Origin of the sequence: Nocardia albiluteola (assembly GCF_018860155.1) — a bacterium.
Lineage (GTDB): Bacteria > Actinomycetota > Actinomycetes > Mycobacteriales > Mycobacteriaceae > Nocardia > Nocardia albiluteola.
This window is the reverse complement of record NZ_JAHKNI010000025.1, coordinates 35660-52186: the sequence shown is the minus strand read 5'-3', so window position 1 is coordinate 52186 and position 16527 is coordinate 35660. Positions and strand designations below refer to the sequence as shown.

Here is a 16527-nt window from a genome sequence, read left to right as displayed (position 1 = left end):
CATGAGCCTGGCCCACGTCGTGGCTTTCGGCTTCGGCGACGACCTGCCCGAAGAGATAATAACCGCGCTCAAAGAGGGGCTCGATGCCCTGTCCTCGTCGCTTCCGGGTGTTGTGTCCTATCGGCACGGGCGTGACCTCGGACTGCGACCTGGCAATGTGTCGTACGCGATCAGCGCGGTATTCGACGGCGAGGACTCGCTGGCCGCATATCTGGAACACCCAGACCACCTGAGTCTGGTGGAGCAACTCCGTCCGTTCGTCACATCACGCTCGGCGGTGCAATTCAGGTTGTCCACCACCGCCTGATCACAGTTCGACTGGGAGGAAGCCTGACATGGAAATTACCCACTACGGCCACGCGTGCGTCTACGCCGAGATTTCCGACGCGCATGGTTCACAGCGCCGGGTGTTGTTCGACCCCGGTACCTATTCACGCGGTTTCGAGCAGCTTCGCGATCTCGATCTGATCATGATCACGCACAGCCATCCGGATCATCTTGATGTCGGCAGGCTTTCGCAGCTCCTTGCGGACAACCCGACTGCCGAACTGGTGCTCGGTACGCATAGTGCCGGAGTGCTGGCGGAAGCAGGACACAAGGATGCGGCGGGCTCTGCAAGTCATGTCGTAGCATCGGGCGACGAACGGTCGGTCCGAGGAATTGACATCCGTGTCGTCGGCGGTGAGCACGCCTGTATCCACTCCGCGCTGCCGCCCTCGGACAACCTCGGTTTCATCCTCGGTGGCGGCTTGCTACACCCCGGTGACGCCTTCGACAATCCTGCGCAACCCATCGACGTTCTCCTGCTGCCCATCGGTGGTCCGTGGATGAAGATCGGGGAGGGCATCGACTATCTGCGTGCGGTTGCACCACGCGTGGCGATACCGATCCACCAGGCCGGCCTGGCCGAAATCCACCAGAACATGCATTGCGGGCTGCTGAAGAATCTGGCCCCGAACGGTACCGAGATTGTCGTGCTCGAACATGGTGTGCCGCAGTATTTTTCCATAACCACAGGTGACGACATCTCCGCCTGAACTCGGTTCCTCGGGGTGCTGGATTCAGCCGCCGGCGCCGCCCTGAAGGATCGGGCCGAGCAGTTGCTCGCCTACGGCATGTGCCGCTGCACATAACGCCTGGGAGTTACTCCGGCACAGCTCCCGTCGGTGAGCGCACCCAACGGTCGAGTTCCAGGGCCAGCATTACCGTCAAGCGCCGTTCGCCCGGCGGATAGCCCAGTAGTTCGGTGGCGCGGGCAACTCGCTGCAGAACGGTATTGCGATGGGTGTGCAGCCGCCGAGCGGTCCGCGGCGCGTGGTCCGCCTCTGCCAGATAGATCCGCAGTGTTTCCCGAAGTCGTTGCGCCGTGCCCGATTCCGCGGCGAGCGGGCCGAGTGTGGCCGTGACGAATTGCGGTGGCGATCCACACCCACAGCAACGCCGTGCCCGCTGCGACCGTCAGCGGTGGCGGCGCGCCGGCGCTGGAAGCAACCGTAACGCCACCGACGCGAGATCGTCCTCGGCACCGTCCTCGGCCCACACGATCACCGCGGTGTGGCGGCCGTGGATGTCGTATCGCAGCCGCCGGGCCAGCAGGCCGTCGCCTGGCACCGCACCGCCCAGTATCGAGCGCACGATCTCGCCGCGCCGCGCGAGATCGCCGCTGAGCAGGGGGTCTCGTTCGCGCTGCAGCTCCGCCAGCGCCTGGCTCAGCACGTGATCGACATACCCCGGCTGTACCTGCAGCGACCGGTCCAGCACCGCGATCAGGCGGCGCGAGGAGCCCGCGACCGCGTCGTCCATCCAGTGCCGCCAGATCTCCCGCTGGGCCACCCGGTGCACCTGGAGGACCACCTCGACTCCGGCACCCCGGCGGGCCAGCTCCCGCGCATTGTCCAGGGCGTCCGGCGGCACACCGGGTAGCAGCCGATCATCGTGCTGGCGCATCAGAACCAGCAGCTGCCGCAGGTTGGCGGCCATGCCGACGCGCAGCTTGGCGATCGCCACGGGCTCGGCGGCAAGCATCGGAATCTCCGCCACGATCGCCTCGGTAATCTCCCGCTCCAGACTCGCCAGGCGGGTCTGGAAACGGTCGGCGCCAGCCGCGATGAGGGCAGTTGTCTCACCGGTCAACCCTGACAGTGTGTCACCGCCCATAGCCACCGCCACCGGCGCCTAGCGTCCTCAATGCAGTGAGCGCTCAGTGTCCGCGCTCGATCCACTCGGCGAGGTGCGCCGTCTCGGCGGCGATGGTTGTCGACTCCCCGTGGCCCGGATGGACCTTCACATCGGGAGGCAGCTCGAGTAGTTTGCCGCGGATCGAATTGATAATGGTATCGAAATCGGAGTACGACCGGCCGGTGGCTCCGGGGCCACCCCGGAAGAGAGTGTCTCCGGTGAATACCGCCCCGAGGTCGGGCGCATGGAAACAACAGGCGCCCGGCGCATGCCCAGGGGTGTGCAGCACGCGCAATGTCGTACCCGCGACCGCAATTGTTTGCTGGTCGGCCAACTCGCCGTCGGGATCGATGTCCGGGTGGGTGAGCCGCCAGACCACCAGGTCGTCCGGGTGCAGCAGCACGGGAGCGCCGGTGGCCCTGGACAATTCGGGCGCGACCCGAATGTGGTCGTCGTGGGCGTGGGTGGCGAGGATGGCCTGCACCGTGCGTGCGCCGATCACGTCCAGAATGGCGTCGACATCGTGCGGGGCGTCGATGACCACGCATTCCAGGTCGTCGCCGACCACCCAGACATTGTTGTCGACGTCGAAGGTCTCGCCGTCCAGGCTGAAGGTGCCGGTGGTGACGGTGTGGTCGATGCGTGCCATCAGAACAGCACCACCGAGCGCAGCACCTCGCCGTGGTGCATCTTGGTGAAGGCCGACTCCACGTCGGTCAGCGAAATCGTCTCGGTCACAAACGCATCCAAGTCAAGGCGGCCTTGCTTGTACAGCTCGATCAGGTAGGGGAAGTCGCGAGAGGGCAGACAGTCGCCGTACCAGGAGGATTTCACAGCGCCGCCGCGTGAGAAGAAGTCGATGAGTGGCATGTCCAGCGTCATGTTCGGCGTGGGCACGCCGACCAGCACCACGGTGCCGGCCAGATCGCGGGCATAGAAGGCCTGCTTCCAGGTTTCCGGGCGGCCGACCGCGTCGATCACCACATCGGCGCCGAAGCCACCGGTGAGCTCCTGAATCTGCTCCACCGTATCGTCGTTGGTCGCATTGACAATGTGTGTGGCACCGAAACTCTTGGCCCACTGCAGCTTTCGCTCGTCGATGTCCACGCCGATGATGGTGGTCGCGCCTGCCAGCCGCGCACCCGCAATGGCCGCGTTTCCGACACCGCCGCAACCGATCACGGCCACGCTGTCACCGCGGCTCACGCCGCCGGTGTTGATGGCCGCGCCGAGGCCGGCCATCATGCCGCAGCCGAGCAGTCCCGCGGCGGCCGGTGACACGCTCGGATCCACCTTCGTGCACTGGCCGGCGTGCACCAGCGTCTTCTCCGCGAACGCACCGATGCCCAGCGCCGGGGTCAGCGGGGTGCCGTCGGTGAGCGTCATGGGCTGTGCCGCATTGAATGTCGAGAAGCAGTACCACGGCTTGCCCTTGCGGCAGGCGCGACAGGAACCGCACACCGCGCGCCAGTTGAGGATGACGAAATCGCCGGGCTCCACATCGGTGACGCCCTCGCCCACGGATTCCACGATGCCCGCGGCCTCATGCCCGAGCAGGAACGGGAACTCGTCGTTGATGCCGCCCTCGCGGTAGTGCAGATCCGTATGGCACACGCCGCACGCCTGCACGGTAACCACCGCCTCGCCCGGGCCTGGGTCAGGGATGACGATCGCGGTCATCTCCACGGGAGCGTTCTTCGACCTGGCGATGACGCCGCGCACTATCTGAGACACGCAATTCCTTTCATAACTACACGAACGCGCCCCACGCCGGGGCGGAAAAGAGCTCGAGCCCACGAACGCGGCACACGGAGTGTCACGCGCTGCAACCCGGGAGGGCTGTATGGGCTGTCTCAGCCGAAGGTGAGGCCCTTGCCGTCGGAGACCGCGTGGGCGAAGCGGTCCTGCCCGTTGGCGTGTACTCGGTCACGATGTCCCTTCTTCGGTGTCGGGCCAGGTGCGGCACGTGTGTGGCGCAGAGTCTAAAAGTTTGTATACGGACTAATCTCGTGGGATGTACCACCTGCTCAGCGGATATGCTACGAGAAATATAGTACGTATACATCCTAGTTTGGTAGTGGGCCGCGCAGCTCGGCCGACTGGTCAGGAGAACACGACATGCGATTGGTTTCCTACGACGATGGTCGAGTAGGTCACTTGATCGGGGATGGCGAGATCATCCCGCTGGCCGGCAGCATGCGGACGGTGATCGAGCGCTGGGCCCGGGATGGAGCGCGGCCGACGCCACTGCGTGCCGATGTGACCCTGTTGCGCGACGCCACACTGAGGACCCCTGTCATGGATCCGTCGAAGATCATCGCCGCACCCGTGAACTACCGCGACCATCAGGTCGAGATGAGTGTCGATGCCCAGGTCGGTGCGCTCGGGTTCTTCCTCGAGGCTCCTTCGTCATTGCTCGATCCGGGCGGCACGATCCAGCTGCCCTATCACGACCGGCGATTCGACCAGGAGGGCGAGCTCGCGGTCATCATCGGCCGGACCGCATGCAAGGTCGACGAAGACGAAGCTCTCGACTACGTATTCGGTTATACGGGGCTGCTGGATATCACCATGCGCGGCGGGGAGGACCGCTCGACTCGGAAGTCGTTCGACACCTTCACTCCCATGGGACCGGTCCTGGTGACCGCCGATGAGTTCGGTGACCCGCGCAATGTCGAATTGCGTTGCTGGGTCAACGGTGAGCTGCGCCAGCAGGCCAATACCGCAGACCTGATCTGGAGTGTGGCCACACTGATCTCGTACGCCTCGTCCGTCACTACCCTCTATCCGGGAGACGTGGTCACCACGGGCACTCCCGCCGGTGTCGGGCCGATCGCGGCCGGCGACGACATCCGGCTCGAACTCTCCGGCATCGGCCTGCCTCTGACGGCGCGAGTGGCCGCCGACCACACGATTGCGTGCCCGACTTCGGGGGCCAATCGGTGCCCGGTCTGACCGGCATGATGTGGGAGTGCCCTTGCACAGCGGCAATTGGGCCGTCGGATCCCCGTAGACTTCAGGTCCGGAAACGGGGGACTACCGAGGCGAGGTGATGAGTTACCTTGCCGGAGACGGAAGGTACAAGGGTGGAACCGGGTGGGCTGCCTGCGTTGATGAATACTCCGGGGCATCTCATTCGGTGTGCTCAACAGGCTCATGTTGCGGCATGGCAGCAGCTGTCGCCGAGAGAGCTGACTTCCGTGCAGTACGGCGTACTTCTTGTGCTGGGACAACAACAGGAGGCGGACCAGCGGACCGTCGCCGAGTTGATGTCGCTGGACAAGGCCTCTGCCGCCGACATTTTGCGTCGTCTGGAACGCAGGGGGTCGGTGGCCAGACGTCGTGATCGTGTCGATGGCCGCCGGATTTTGGCTCGGCTTACAGCCGAAGGCCGAGTCGCGTTGCTGACGGCCGCGCCGGCTGTGGTCGAGGTGCAGCACCAACTGCTTCAACCGCTGTCCTTCGACGACGGCGAGGACTTGCTCGGACTTCTCCGTGAGGTCGCCTACCGCGGTGAACCGCCCAGCGGCACTGCGGATATCGCGGTGAATGCACCCGTGCCGGGATGGCCTCTGCGCCTACCCGCGCTGCGATTGCATACAGCGCCGGGGCATCTGATTCGTCGAGCCCAACAGCTGCACACCTTGTTGTGGACGAATCTGGTGTCCACGGAGCTGACGTCCGTTCAGTACAGCGTGCTGCTGGTGCTGGATGGACACCCTCTGATAGACCAGCGCATGCTCGGGCGCCTCACCTCTCTCGACAAGTCGACCGGCGGTGACGTCATCGCCCGCCTGGAGGCCCGCGGGCTTGTCATCCGCGCTCGCGATGCCGTGGACGGGCGTAGAAACACGGTGCGGTTGTCGACCGAGGGACGTCGCGAGCTCCTGGCGCACACGCCATCGGTGCGAAACGTGCAACGTGAACTGCTCCGCCCGCTGACCGACGTGCAATCGCCGCATTTCATAAAGCTGATGCGACAGTTGACCGTAGTGGTGCACCCCTGACCTGCGCAGCAGTCGCTTCTTTGTCGAGATGTCCCGCGATTTCTGCACAGCGGAACGGCATTGCACCCGTGAAGTGATGACGCCCACAGTTGTCGTCAAGGGTCGCATTCATCGACCCCGGTATGACGGCCACCCACTTCCGTCTCCAAAACGTTTCTATCGCACCTCAATTGGAGGCAATGATGCCCAGTCCCGAGCCGTCTGTGGCAGAGGTTCAAGAGGCGATCATCGAACTGCTGCGGACCGAAGAGATCGGGATTCTCGCCACCATCGATGCTGACGGTCGCCCGTCGGCGTCGTATATGCACTTCGCCAGCGACGGACTCGTCGTTTACACGCACACCTTCAGCTACACCCGCAAGCATGTGCAAATGCAGCGGAATCCTGATGTCAGCTACACCATGAGCTATCTGCCGCCCAGCGGCTACGCGGGCCGGCGTGAAACCCGCTACCTGCAGATCCAAGGCCGCGCCACTCTGGTTACCGATCCTGCGGAGATTCAGCGGGTTGTAGAACTCAGCCTGGAGCAATTCCCCTGGGCTGCAGACACATCCATGTACGACAACATCAAGGTGCCCGACCAGGGGCAGCAGGTTTTCTACCGCATCGAGCCGGTGGAGGGATTGTGGTCGGACAATCGCATTCGGCTGCTGTGGCGAGTTCTGCTCGAGTTCGGTGACGGCGGCAAGACCATTACCAATGTCGAGGACTACAACGTCGCGGTCGGCCGGCGAGCCAGACATTGACCATCGGGTGAGATATCGGCCTCGCCGCGGGTCGGCGGATTGATCAAAGTAGTGATGGCAGGAGTTATAATGGGGCAGAACAAGTTTCACCGGTTCTCTGTGACGGCGGCATCGTGAGCGGACTCCGTCGCATGGTGGTGGTCGGAGGATCCCAGGCAGGTTGTGCTACGGCTGCAGCCCTGCGCCGGCTCGGGTTCGACGGCGAGATCACCGTGATCGGAGACGAACTGCACCGGCCCTACGCCCGACCGCCCCTGTCGAAGGGTGTCCTGAGCGGCGCCGAGCCCGATGACAGTGTATTTCTTTCTACCGCTGACGATTTCAACCTTGTCAGTGGCATAACGGCGGTCGGTCTCGATATGGAGCGAAAGCGCGTCGAGCTGAGTGACAGCGACAGCATCCGCTATGACGGCCTGGTCATCGCGACCGGCGCTCGAGCTCGTCGGTTGTCGCAGCACGCCGATGAGATCACCTTGCGAACGTTCGACGATGCTATCGCGCTCCGCGAACGCTTCCAGGACGCTCGCGATGTAGCGGTCGCGGGCGGCGGATTCCTGGGTTTGGAGATCGCCTCGACTGCCGCGAGCCTCGGTAAGACGGTCACGGTGGTCGATCAAATCACTCCATTGGCCGGCCGTCTCGGCCCCCGGCTGTCGGATATGGTTCTGACCGCCGCGGCCGAGAAAGGGGTGAAGATCCGCGTCTCCACCGGCGGTGTGGAACTCGGACCTACCGACCGCGGGGTCGATCGGGTGCAGTCGGCGGACGGGTCCGTGCTCGCCGAAGCAGATGTGGTCGTCACGGCGGTCGGCGACGTCCCGAATACCGAGTGGCTACGCGGCAGCGGTATCGCCCTGAGTGGTGGCGTAGTTGTCGACAGCGATTGCCGGGTTGCTCCCGGCATTGTCGCGGCCGGCGATGTCACAAGCACTTCGAGCGGCGGCGGCCGGCACACTCGCAGTCCGCACTGGTGGAATGCGTCCGCACAGGCCACGATCGCGGCTGCCACACTACTCGGCCGCGAGCCTGAAGCCCGGCTCGGCGCTGCGGCTCCGTTCTTCTGGACCGAGGTCTTCGGGCTCCGCATCCGACTTGCCGGGCAGCTGCCTCCGTGCGGTGAGCCCATGGTGATCGACGGATCGTTCGAGGATCGTCGGGTCCTGCTGGCCTGGCCACCGGCCGATGGAAACGTGGGCTTCGGTACCGCCGCCGCGGTGAATTTTCCGATATCAGCGCCGAAACTCACCAGACTGGCCCGGAATCCGGACGCTCGAAGAGATGCACAGTGAACGCGCCTACAGATACGATTCCACACTTTGATGTCGATCTCTTCTCCGAAGAGGTCATGGCCGCGCCGTATTCCGAGTTTCGCGCACTTCGTGACGCGGGGCCGGTGGTTTACCTGGATCGACACGATGTATTCGCGGTTGCCCGCTATCGAGAAGTTCGTCACGTGCTCGGTGAGTGGGAAGCGTTCTCCTCTGTGGACATCTCGTTGAACAAGCCGTTCAACGATTACATCGGTGAAGGAATCATCCGGGCGGATCCACCGGTGCATGACGCGCTGCGGAGCGTCCTGTCTTCTCGCCTGGCGCCGGGAGGGGTCCGGAATCTGGAACCAGAAATCAACCGGCGCGCCGAAGAAATTGTCGATCGCCTGCTCACTCGGGGCTCGTTCGACGCGGTGGCCGATCTTGCGCGCCGTTTCCCTGTCGAGATCGTCGGTGACTTGATCGGGTTGCCGAAGTCCGGGCGGGAACCGCTGCTCGAGTTGATCGACGCGAACTTCAATTGCTTCGGCCCGGAAAACGACCGGACTCTCGCCGCGGTCCCGAGGCTGGCGGAATTGGCCGAGTACGTGATGGTCAGCGCCAACCGGGACGTTCTGGCGGAAGGGAGTATGGGAAGGGCCGTGTACGACGCTGTCGATGCTGGCCGAATTCCGGCCGAGGTCGCACCGTGGCTGGTGATGACCTACGTCACCGCGGGGATGGACACCACCGTGCATGCACTCGGTCACCTGGTCTGGCTGCTGGCTGAGCACCCGGATCAGTGGAATGTGCTGCGGAGCAGCCCTTCTCTCGTTCCGCAGGCCTTTCGAGAGGTCCTTCGTTATGAATCGCCGGTCCAGGTCTTCGGGCGCACCGCGCGCGTCGATTGGGTGGCCGAGGACGTCACGGTACCTGCCGGCGCCCGCTTGGCTGTGCTTTACGGCTCCGGAAATCGAGACGAGCGCAAGTGGTCGGATGCCGACCGCTTCGACGTCCAGCGCAGCAATATCGACCATCTCGCCTTCGGCTATGGCCTGCACGGGTGCGCCGGTCAGGCTCTCGCGGTTCTCGAAGGCGAGGCAATCCTCCGCGCGCTGCTTGCCAAGGTCGCACGCATCGAGGCCGGGACACCGGTCCGCCACTTCAACAACGTTCTGCGCGGCCTGGAGTCGTTGCCGGTCACTGTGACCGCCAGCTGACATCTCCCGGCGGTCCAGGTACTCGATCCCGAGTTTTCTCGGGTGAATGGAAAGGAACGACATGGCAACTCCCGTGGACTCGGATGAATTTTTCAATCCGCTGAATCCCGCGCATATCCCTGATCCCGATGACTTCATGCAGGCATCCAGAAGGGGATGCCCCGTCGGTAGGGTCAGCGATATTCTCTACACCGCGAACACCGACGATCTTGTCCGAGCAGTATTCGATGACACCGAACACTTTTCGAGCCGCGGTAACTTCACGGTGGGCGCCGAGGACGTGCAGACTCCCATCACCCTCATAACCCAGGCGGATGAACCGGAACACGGGATACTGCGAACCAGATTGCTGAAGAACTTGGCGCCGGCGCGTCTGCGGAAGCTCACGCCCGAGGTCGAAAGTATCGTCCGCAACGCAGTCGAGGCGCTTCCTGACTCCGGTCGCGTCGATGTGTACGCGGACTATGCGCACTTCATTCCCGCTGCGGTTCTCTATGCGCTGATCGGGATCCCGAAGCCTGCGTGGCGCGAAGTCCAGGGCTGGGCCGACGTCATCGTCAGTGTTGTACCGGAACCGACGGACGGCTTGCCCGAGTTCGCCTCGCTGATGGGGTTCCTGGCGCAACTGGTCGAACAGCGGCGGTCCCACCCCGAAGATCGTCATGAGGATGTGCTGGACAACCTCTGCTTCGAGGAAGCAGGCGAGGAGGAATTGCCGACACTCCATGTCGTCTGTCATCTCTTCCAGCTCGTTGTGGCTGCGACCGACACAACTCGCGGGCTGATTGCCAACTGCCTCTATCGACTGCTCGAGAATCGCGATGAGTGGGCGGCGGTGGTGGCCGATCGGTCGTTGTTGCCGAATGCGATCGAGGAGTCACTGCGCCTGGACTCGCCTGCGCAATTCATGGTCCGGTCGGTGATCGAGGATGTCACCCTCGCCGAATGTCCGATTCCTGCGGGCAAGAAGCTCTATCTGAACATCCAATCGGCCAATCACGACGAGAAGCGGTGGGGTGACGATTCGCGAAGCTACCGAATCGATCGACCGGATTCCGCCGCGCACCTTGCGTTCGGAAGAGGAATCCACGCATGTATCGGGGCGCCGCTGGCGCGGATCGAGGCCCGATTGGCGATCGGCGCACTCATGGATGCCTATCCTGCGATGCGGCTGACGCCGGATGCTACGTGGGAGAAGTGCGGAGGAATTCTGACCAGGCGGATTAATGCGGTCCCCGTCTGGATCAATGGAGAGGAGATTTGATGAAGATCGAACTCGATCGAAACCGCTGTGAAGGTCACGCCATGTGCGAGGCTGCTGCCCCCTCATTCTTTTCAGTAGATGAGGAGGGTGATCTGACGGTCCTCGAGGAAAGGGTGTCGGAGTCGGACAAGGCTGCAGTGAATTCCGCTGTGCTCAGTTGCCCGGTTGCGGCCTTGAAGCTGTTGTCGGAGTAGGGCTTCGGCGGTACCGACGACTGTGATTCTGTCGCACATCCGTCACTGCGAAGTCTGCGGCTGCAAACTCTCGAGTCGCTGTGACAACCAACCGGAATCTAATAATTTCGATCAGAAAAGGAAAATTCCATGGTGAAACTACTTGAATTGGATAAGAGCACTACGTTCTTCCAACAGCTCGCCTCACAGGAGGAGGGTCCTATAGTCCTCGTCAACGTATTCCACGTCGAGCCGGACGACGAGGAGGAGTTCCTGCGGCTGTGGAAGGACGACGGTACCTTCATGATGAGTCATGGCTGTATTTCGGCGCAGCTGCACAAGGGTATAGACGGCAGCGGCAGCTACATCAATGTGGCGGTTTGGGAGAGCGTGCAGAACATCGCACGGGCGTTCCAGACCCCGGAGTTCCAGGAGATGATCGCCAAATACCCCGAATCCTGCACCGCGGCGCCGCACCTGTACAAGAAGATCGCCGTCCCCGGAATCTGTGTCGCCTGACCGCCCGGTGATCACGTGGAGAGGGCCGGTAGTGGACATCCGGCAACTGCTGCGTACATCGCCGATGACGCGATACCAGTGGGCCGTCGTGGCGATCTGCCTGTTCGCGGTCGCGGTCGATGGCTTCGATGTGTTCGCCATGGGGTTCGTTTTGCCGCGCCTCCCGCACGGCTTCGTCGATTCCGACCGAGCCAGGGGATTTCTGCTCAGCTGCGGCTTGGCCGGTATGGCGACCGGATCCTTTCTGCTGGCGCCGATCGCCGACCGGGTGGGTCGTCGCAGACTGGTCATCTGCGCGCTGACCGTCACTCTGGTGGGGGTGGTCGGGTCGGCGGCGGCCGGCGACGTGCAGGTACTGATCGCTGCGCGTGCGATCACCGGCTTCGGCATCGGCGGCCTCGTGCCGAGCCTGGTGGTTATCGTGCAGGAGTACTCCAGCGACCAGCGCCGCGGCCTGGTGACCGGCATCTACCTGACCGGAATGCCGTTGGGAGCACTCGTCGGTGGTGCGATCGGTGCATCGGTTGTCACGCTCTGCGGCGGTAGCTGGCGGGCGATCTTCGTCGTCGGTGTGGCATTGACCGGCTTGGCCTTGTCGGCCATCGTGATCTGGGTGCCGGAGTCGGTCGACTACCTGTATTCGGTCGGCACGAAAACCGCTCGCGCCCGAATCGTCGCCATCGCCACCAGACTCGGCATCGAGGCCGACCGTACCGGCGCTCACGGTGCACTCGCTGCCGCGCCACTGGATCCGCCGCCGGCCGGGCTGTTCGCCGCCGGCGCGTGGCGCACTACAGTCCTGCTATCGGTGACACAGGCGATGCTGATGGCGGCCTGGTATTTCCTCAACACCTGGACTCCGCAGCTGGTCAAGGTCAGCAGCGGCAGCACCGGGCAGGCCACGGCGGCCGGTTTGCTGCTCAGCCTCGGCGGCGTGATCGGATCGGTGTTGCTCGGTGCCGCCACGCTGCGGTACCGGCTCTCTGGCGTGCTGTGGACCACGGCGGTGGCGGCTGCGGTGATCATCGCTGGGTTCGCCGCGCTGTTCACCGTCCCCACCGTCGCGATTGTGTTAACCGCGGCGGTGGGGATGGCAGTCAACTGCGCAGTGACAGCGGTTGCCGTGGCAACGCCGATGGCGTATCCGGTGCGGTCCCGTTCAGCCGGGACCGGATGGGTGCTCGGTGTCGGGCGGCTGGGCTCGATCGTGGCCCCGATCCTGGTCGGATACCTGCTGGCGGTGTTCTCGCCGCAAAGCATCTACTTCCTGACCGCCCTGCCGGTCATGGTCGCTGCGGCGACCGGCCTGGCACTGCGGCCTGTCCTAGATGGCGCCGATCGGCGGGTCGGTCCGGCCTCGTCCCCCGTGGTGGGGCTGCAGCTAACCAGCTCTGAACGGAACTGCACAGCTCGTCCGCGATGACAGGGATTGCCGCAGCCCGGTGCGGCGCAAAGCAGTCCGCATCGAATTCGGTTGTTAATACAGATTGATTATGTCGCCGAGGTCCTGCGGGCCGGTGGGACCCCGCAACTCCGAGCAGTTCGCCGAACTGCTCGGAGTTGTGGTTGATGCGGTCCGCGATATCGCGTTATAACGAGGGCTCAGGAGCAGGTGCGCCAGCGTTGACGATTGGATGATCGGTTGGGGCGGCAGCAGCGCTCGCCGCCCGGCGCAATGCATGTTCCGCGGCATTGGCGGCGGTGGTCTGCTTGACTTGTCGACTCCAACCCCATCCGGCGGTGGGGAAGGGCTCGTTGCGGTACCCGCACTCCGAGCAGGCCCGAATTTCATCGGTGTTGCGCAGCTCGGCGAACCGCGCGGAGCCGACAGTGGTCGGAAACTGGCGAACTCCGATCTGCCGACTGTCCTCGGGCTTCGGCGGCGTGGAGTCGTAGTCGTGGCGCAGGATTTCGGCATGGCAGTTCGAGCAGCGCGCGATCATCGCCTCCGCCTGCGCACCGTCCTCGGCTTGATGCTGGGTGACCATGATGACGGCGAAAGCGTCCGGGTCGCGTTCGTCCGACAGTCGCGAATTGACGCCGTGCAGATTCCGCGTAGCAATGATCTGCGCCGGCGCGAGCGCTGAATTGTGCGAACCGTAGCAGACGACGACCTCGGAGACCGTGTTCCAGTGGAAGAACTGACCATACGATTCCTCGGGACCGCCGATCAGAACGCTGCCGCAGGGCACGATCGCTCCCGGGTGATCGTAGGGAAACAGCGGCATGAGCTGGGCGGCGCCTTTGGCCATTCGCTCGAACACGTTCGCTTTGAGGGGCTCGCGATCGGGATCGGGCGGCTGGATCTGCTTGGTGTCCGCCAGCTGGACCTGATCGACGACAGCCTGGTCCATACGTCCTCCTCTTGTCGGCGCCTGCCGGTGGTGTCACAATCGTAAACACTGTTCCTTATGGTGATACTTTAGGTTTTCGGTCGGAGGAGGACAAGAGTGAACCGTCGTCGCATGCTGCACGCGTTCCAAGCCGCGAGCGAGCTCGGGGACTATGCCGACGCTGCTGTACTGCCCGCCGACACCGATCCGCAGATCTACCTTTCGCGCAATCGGGTCGCTCAGCCGTTCCACCTGATCTGCCAGAAAGACGTGGTGCTCAGCCAGCTCTCCGGGGCCGTCGACGTGCATCTGCACGACAGCTCGGTCAACCGGTTCCGGATGGGCGTCGGCGACCATGTCTACATTCCCGCGGGCACACCACACCGGATCGTGCCCGTCGAGGAGGGTGTAACGATCCGCTACCAGGCCCTGCAGGCCGGTCGCCAGGGCGCGTCATGGTACTGCGCGAACTGCGGCAGCGAGTTGCGGCGCTACGAATGGGACCACGACAACGACGTTTCGGCGTTGGCCTACTACCAGCGAGCCTGCGCAAACTACAACGCCGACGTCACCGTACGCACCTGCGACGAATGTGGTTCCGTCGCCTCACAACTGGACCTCGCCTCGCTCGGCTGGGTTCAGGCCTGACAAGCGATCGAGGAACAGGCGGGCGGCTGCACGCCCGCCGCAACACCGTCCTGCAGCGGGTCGCCCGGGCCACCGAACTTTTCGGCTATTCGTTTTCCGTCTGCCGCCGAATTTCGAGTCACCCGACCAGCTTTCGCGCAAGCCGCGCTTGCAGCGTGCTCTGATCGACGTGTCCGCGATCGCATTCGGGCTGGTGCCCTACGGCACACCGGATGCCGCGAACCAATGGATCGCGCTGCTATCGACTCCGAACTGCACCAACCGCTTCCGGCCGCGCTGCACAGGAACAGGGCTGGGCCGACTGTCAGGCTGCCGTCAGCAAGCCGATCGGTGAACAGCTCTTCGGTCCCGTCCTCCACGGCGGCGGGTAGGAGAGTCGCTTGGGGCTGATTGCGGGGAGGACATGTTCGGTGAACAGCCGCAGCATTTTCCAGCCCCGTTGTCGGTGTGGATTACTGGTCGACGAACCTGAAACGCAATGCTAAAAGCTTGGAACCTAATGAGAAAAGTAGTCGCGTGATCGTAGTTACAGTGGCTGCTCTGATCATTCAGAATCCACCCGCGCGGTGCTCGTCGGCCACGGCAGTTTCACCGGTTCGCTGACGCACCAGCCTGATTCGGTCTCGCACCTGCACGTCGGCGTGCGAGTTCCACGAGGAGGTCCTGTGACCACCGTGCCCGAGCACGTCGACGTGCTGATCGTTGGTGCCGGCCTGTCCGGCATCGGCGCAGCACACCACATCCAGTCCGCCTTTCCCGAGCGGACCTACGCCATCGTCGAAGCGCGCGAAACCACTGGGGGGACATGGGATCTGTTCCGGTATCCCGGCCTGCGGTCCGACTCGGACATGTACACGCTCGGTTACCAGTTCCGGCCGTGGACACGTGCGAACGCCATCGCGGACGGGAAATCCATTCTGCGCTACATCCGTGACACCGCCGCCGAGTCCGGGATCGATAGGTATATCCATGTCGGGCACCGGGTGGTCCGCGCGGAATGGTCCAGCGAGAGCGCCCGCTGGACGGTGGCGGCGCGCCACGGCGCAGAAACGGTCACCGTGACCTGTGACTTCCTGTATGTCTGCTCCGGCTACTACCACTACGACGCCGGCCATACGCCGCAATTCCCCGGTATCGAGCGATTCGGCGGAACCGTGTGTCACCCGCAGGCGTGGCCGCAGGATCTCGACTACGCCGGTAAGAAGGTCGTCGTAATCGGCAGTGGCGCAACGGCTGTGAGTCTTGTCCCGGCCATGGCCGACCAAGCCGCGCATGTCACGATGCTGCAGCGCTCACCCACCTATATCCTCGCGCGGCCCCGCGAGGATTCGCTCGCGAGAACTCTGCAACGCGTGCTCGGATCTCGTCGTGCGTATTCCGTTGTGCGGTGGCGGAACATTCTGAAGAGCACGCTGCTCTATCAGATCGGCCAACGCCGCCCGGACTTCGTGAGGTCCGCGATCCGCAAGGCGACTATCCGCCAGCTTCCACCCGGCTACGATGTCGACACCCATTTCAGGCCGAGCTACCGGCCGTGGGACCAGCGCGTGTGCCTGGCTGCCGACGGAGATCTGTTCTCGACGATTCGAAGTGGGCGGGTATCGGTGGTCACCGATCACATCGAGGAGTTCACCGAGACCGGGCTGCGCCTGGAATCCGGCGCCGAACTCGAGGCGGACATCGTCGTGACGGCCACCGGATTACGGATGCTTGCCCTCGGTGGAATCCAGCTCGGCGTCGACGGCCACGACATCGAACTGCCGGAAACGATGTCGTACAAGGGAATGATGCTCAGCGGTGTCCCGAACTTCGCGTTTGCCTTCGGCGGCGTCAAGATCTCCTGGACTCTGGGTGCCGACCTGACCGCCGAATACGTCGTCCGGCTGCTGCGGTACCTGGACGTTCATGGCTATGAGCAATGCGTCCCGATCAACGACGACCCCACGCGAGCCACCCGGTCGATGCTCGATCTTCAGTCCGGATACGTGCAGCGTTCCGTGCATGAATTCCCCATGGCCGGTTCACGATTCCCGTGGAAGGTCCCCAGTTACGTGATCAACCTGTTCCGGTTGCGCAACGGCCGCATCGACGACGGCGTCCTGCGTTTCTCCCGCCGGTCCGGGACGCGCACGTCATCCCGCTCGCCACGGTTTGCCGGCAGCCGAGCACTGTCGTGAACTTCGCCGAAA

18 protein-coding genes are annotated in these 16527 nt (G+C 63.8%); 13 read left to right on the top strand and 5 right to left on the bottom strand.

The features are described 5' to 3' along the window. The first annotated feature begins 1 nt into the window (after position 1). Positions 2–307: a Dabb family protein gene (locus tag KO481_RS40430; protein WP_215923857.1), complete on the top strand. Its 306-nt coding sequence runs from the start codon at positions 2–4 to the stop codon at positions 305–307. Between the two features lie 28 nt (positions 308–335). Next, entirely contained in the window at positions 336–1037 is a 702-nt protein-coding gene (locus KO481_RS40425; RefSeq protein WP_215923856.1) for an MBL fold metallo-hydrolase, read from the top strand. A 106-nt stretch (positions 1038–1143) separates the two neighbouring features. On the opposite strand, the gene KO481_RS40420 is transcribed toward KO481_RS40425, so the two are convergent. From KO481_RS40420 to KO481_RS40405, 4 genes are all read right to left on the bottom strand, one after another. Then, positions 1144–1344 (bottom strand): helix-turn-helix domain-containing protein, encoded by a 201-nt coding sequence (locus KO481_RS40420; protein WP_215923908.1) that lies wholly within the window; start codon positions 1342–1344, stop codon positions 1144–1146. Between the two features lie 114 nt (positions 1345–1458). Further along, positions 1459–2133, bottom strand: a complete 675-nt coding sequence (locus tag KO481_RS40415) for an RsbRD N-terminal domain-containing protein (RefSeq protein ID WP_215923855.1) — start codon at positions 2131–2133, stop codon at positions 1459–1461. Between the two features lie 67 nt (positions 2134–2200). Then, complete coding sequence (locus tag KO481_RS40410; RefSeq protein WP_215923907.1) at positions 2201–2830, bottom strand: MBL fold metallo-hydrolase; 630 nt, start codon at positions 2828–2830, stop codon at positions 2201–2203. Then, a complete protein-coding gene (locus tag KO481_RS40405) occupies positions 2827–3912 on the bottom strand; it encodes an S-(hydroxymethyl)mycothiol dehydrogenase (protein WP_215923854.1) in 1086 nt (361 codons plus the stop codon). The genes KO481_RS40410 and KO481_RS40405 overlap by 4 nt, the downstream gene beginning before the upstream one ends. Positions 3913–4296: 384 nt before the next feature. Here KO481_RS40405 and KO481_RS40400 point away from each other — a divergent pair, with 384 nt between their 5' ends. The 9 genes from KO481_RS40400 (at position 4297) to KO481_RS40360 (ending at position 12780) form a co-directional block, all read left to right on the top strand. Next, positions 4297–5133 (top strand): fumarylacetoacetate hydrolase family protein, encoded by an 837-nt coding sequence (locus tag KO481_RS40400; protein ID WP_215923853.1) that lies wholly within the window; start codon positions 4297–4299, stop codon positions 5131–5133. 245 nt (positions 5134–5378) lie between these two features. Next, on the top strand, positions 5379–6185 hold the full coding sequence (locus KO481_RS40395; protein ID WP_215923852.1) for a MarR family winged helix-turn-helix transcriptional regulator: 807 nt from the start codon (positions 5379–5381) through the stop codon (positions 6183–6185). A 122-nt stretch (positions 6186–6307) separates the two neighbouring features. Further along, entirely contained in the window at positions 6308–6931 is a 624-nt protein-coding gene (locus tag KO481_RS40390) for a pyridoxamine 5'-phosphate oxidase family protein (RefSeq protein ID WP_215923851.1), read from the top strand. 131 nt (positions 6932–7062) lie between these two features. Beyond that, positions 7063–8220, top strand: coding sequence for an NAD(P)/FAD-dependent oxidoreductase (locus KO481_RS40385; protein ID WP_245402227.1), 1158 nt, complete (start codon positions 7063–7065; stop codon positions 8218–8220). Further along, complete coding sequence (locus KO481_RS44590; protein WP_215923849.1) at positions 8217–9401, top strand: cytochrome P450; 1185 nt, start codon at positions 8217–8219, stop codon at positions 9399–9401. The genes KO481_RS40385 and KO481_RS44590 overlap by 4 nt, the downstream gene beginning before the upstream one ends. Before the next feature lie 61 nt (positions 9402–9462). Further along, positions 9463–10665 (top strand): cytochrome P450, encoded by a 1203-nt coding sequence (locus KO481_RS40375; RefSeq protein ID WP_215923848.1) that lies wholly within the window; start codon positions 9463–9465, stop codon positions 10663–10665. Next, positions 10665–10859, top strand: coding sequence for a ferredoxin (locus KO481_RS40370; RefSeq protein ID WP_215923847.1), 195 nt, complete (start codon positions 10665–10667; stop codon positions 10857–10859). Before KO481_RS40375 ends, KO481_RS40370 begins: the two co-directional genes overlap by 1 nt. 129 nt (positions 10860–10988) lie before the next feature. Further along, positions 10989–11357 carry an antibiotic biosynthesis monooxygenase family protein gene (locus KO481_RS40365; RefSeq protein ID WP_215923846.1) on the top strand — a complete coding sequence of 123 codons (369 nt, stop codon included), beginning with the start codon at positions 10989–10991 and terminating at the stop codon, positions 11355–11357. 31 nt (positions 11358–11388) lie between these two features. Continuing rightward, positions 11389–12780: an MFS transporter gene (locus KO481_RS40360; RefSeq protein WP_215923845.1), complete on the top strand. Its 1392-nt coding sequence runs from the start codon at positions 11389–11391 to the stop codon at positions 12778–12780. A 166-nt stretch (positions 12781–12946) separates the two neighbouring features. Here KO481_RS40360 and KO481_RS40355 read toward each other — a convergent pair whose 3' ends face one another. Beyond that, positions 12947–13711 (bottom strand): hypothetical protein, encoded by a 765-nt coding sequence (locus KO481_RS40355; protein ID WP_215923844.1) that lies wholly within the window; start codon positions 13709–13711, stop codon positions 12947–12949. Between the two features lie 96 nt (positions 13712–13807). Here KO481_RS40355 and KO481_RS40350 point away from each other — a divergent pair, with 96 nt between their 5' ends. Together KO481_RS40350 and KO481_RS40345 are read left to right on the top strand one after the other, a co-directional pair. After that, complete coding sequence (locus KO481_RS40350; protein WP_215923843.1) at positions 13808–14338, top strand: cupin domain-containing protein; 531 nt, start codon at positions 13808–13810, stop codon at positions 14336–14338. 665 nt (positions 14339–15003) lie between these two features. Then, entirely contained in the window at positions 15004–16515 is a 1512-nt protein-coding gene (locus tag KO481_RS40345) for a flavin-containing monooxygenase (protein WP_308166970.1), read from the top strand. Positions 16516–16527: the final 12 nt, after the last annotated feature.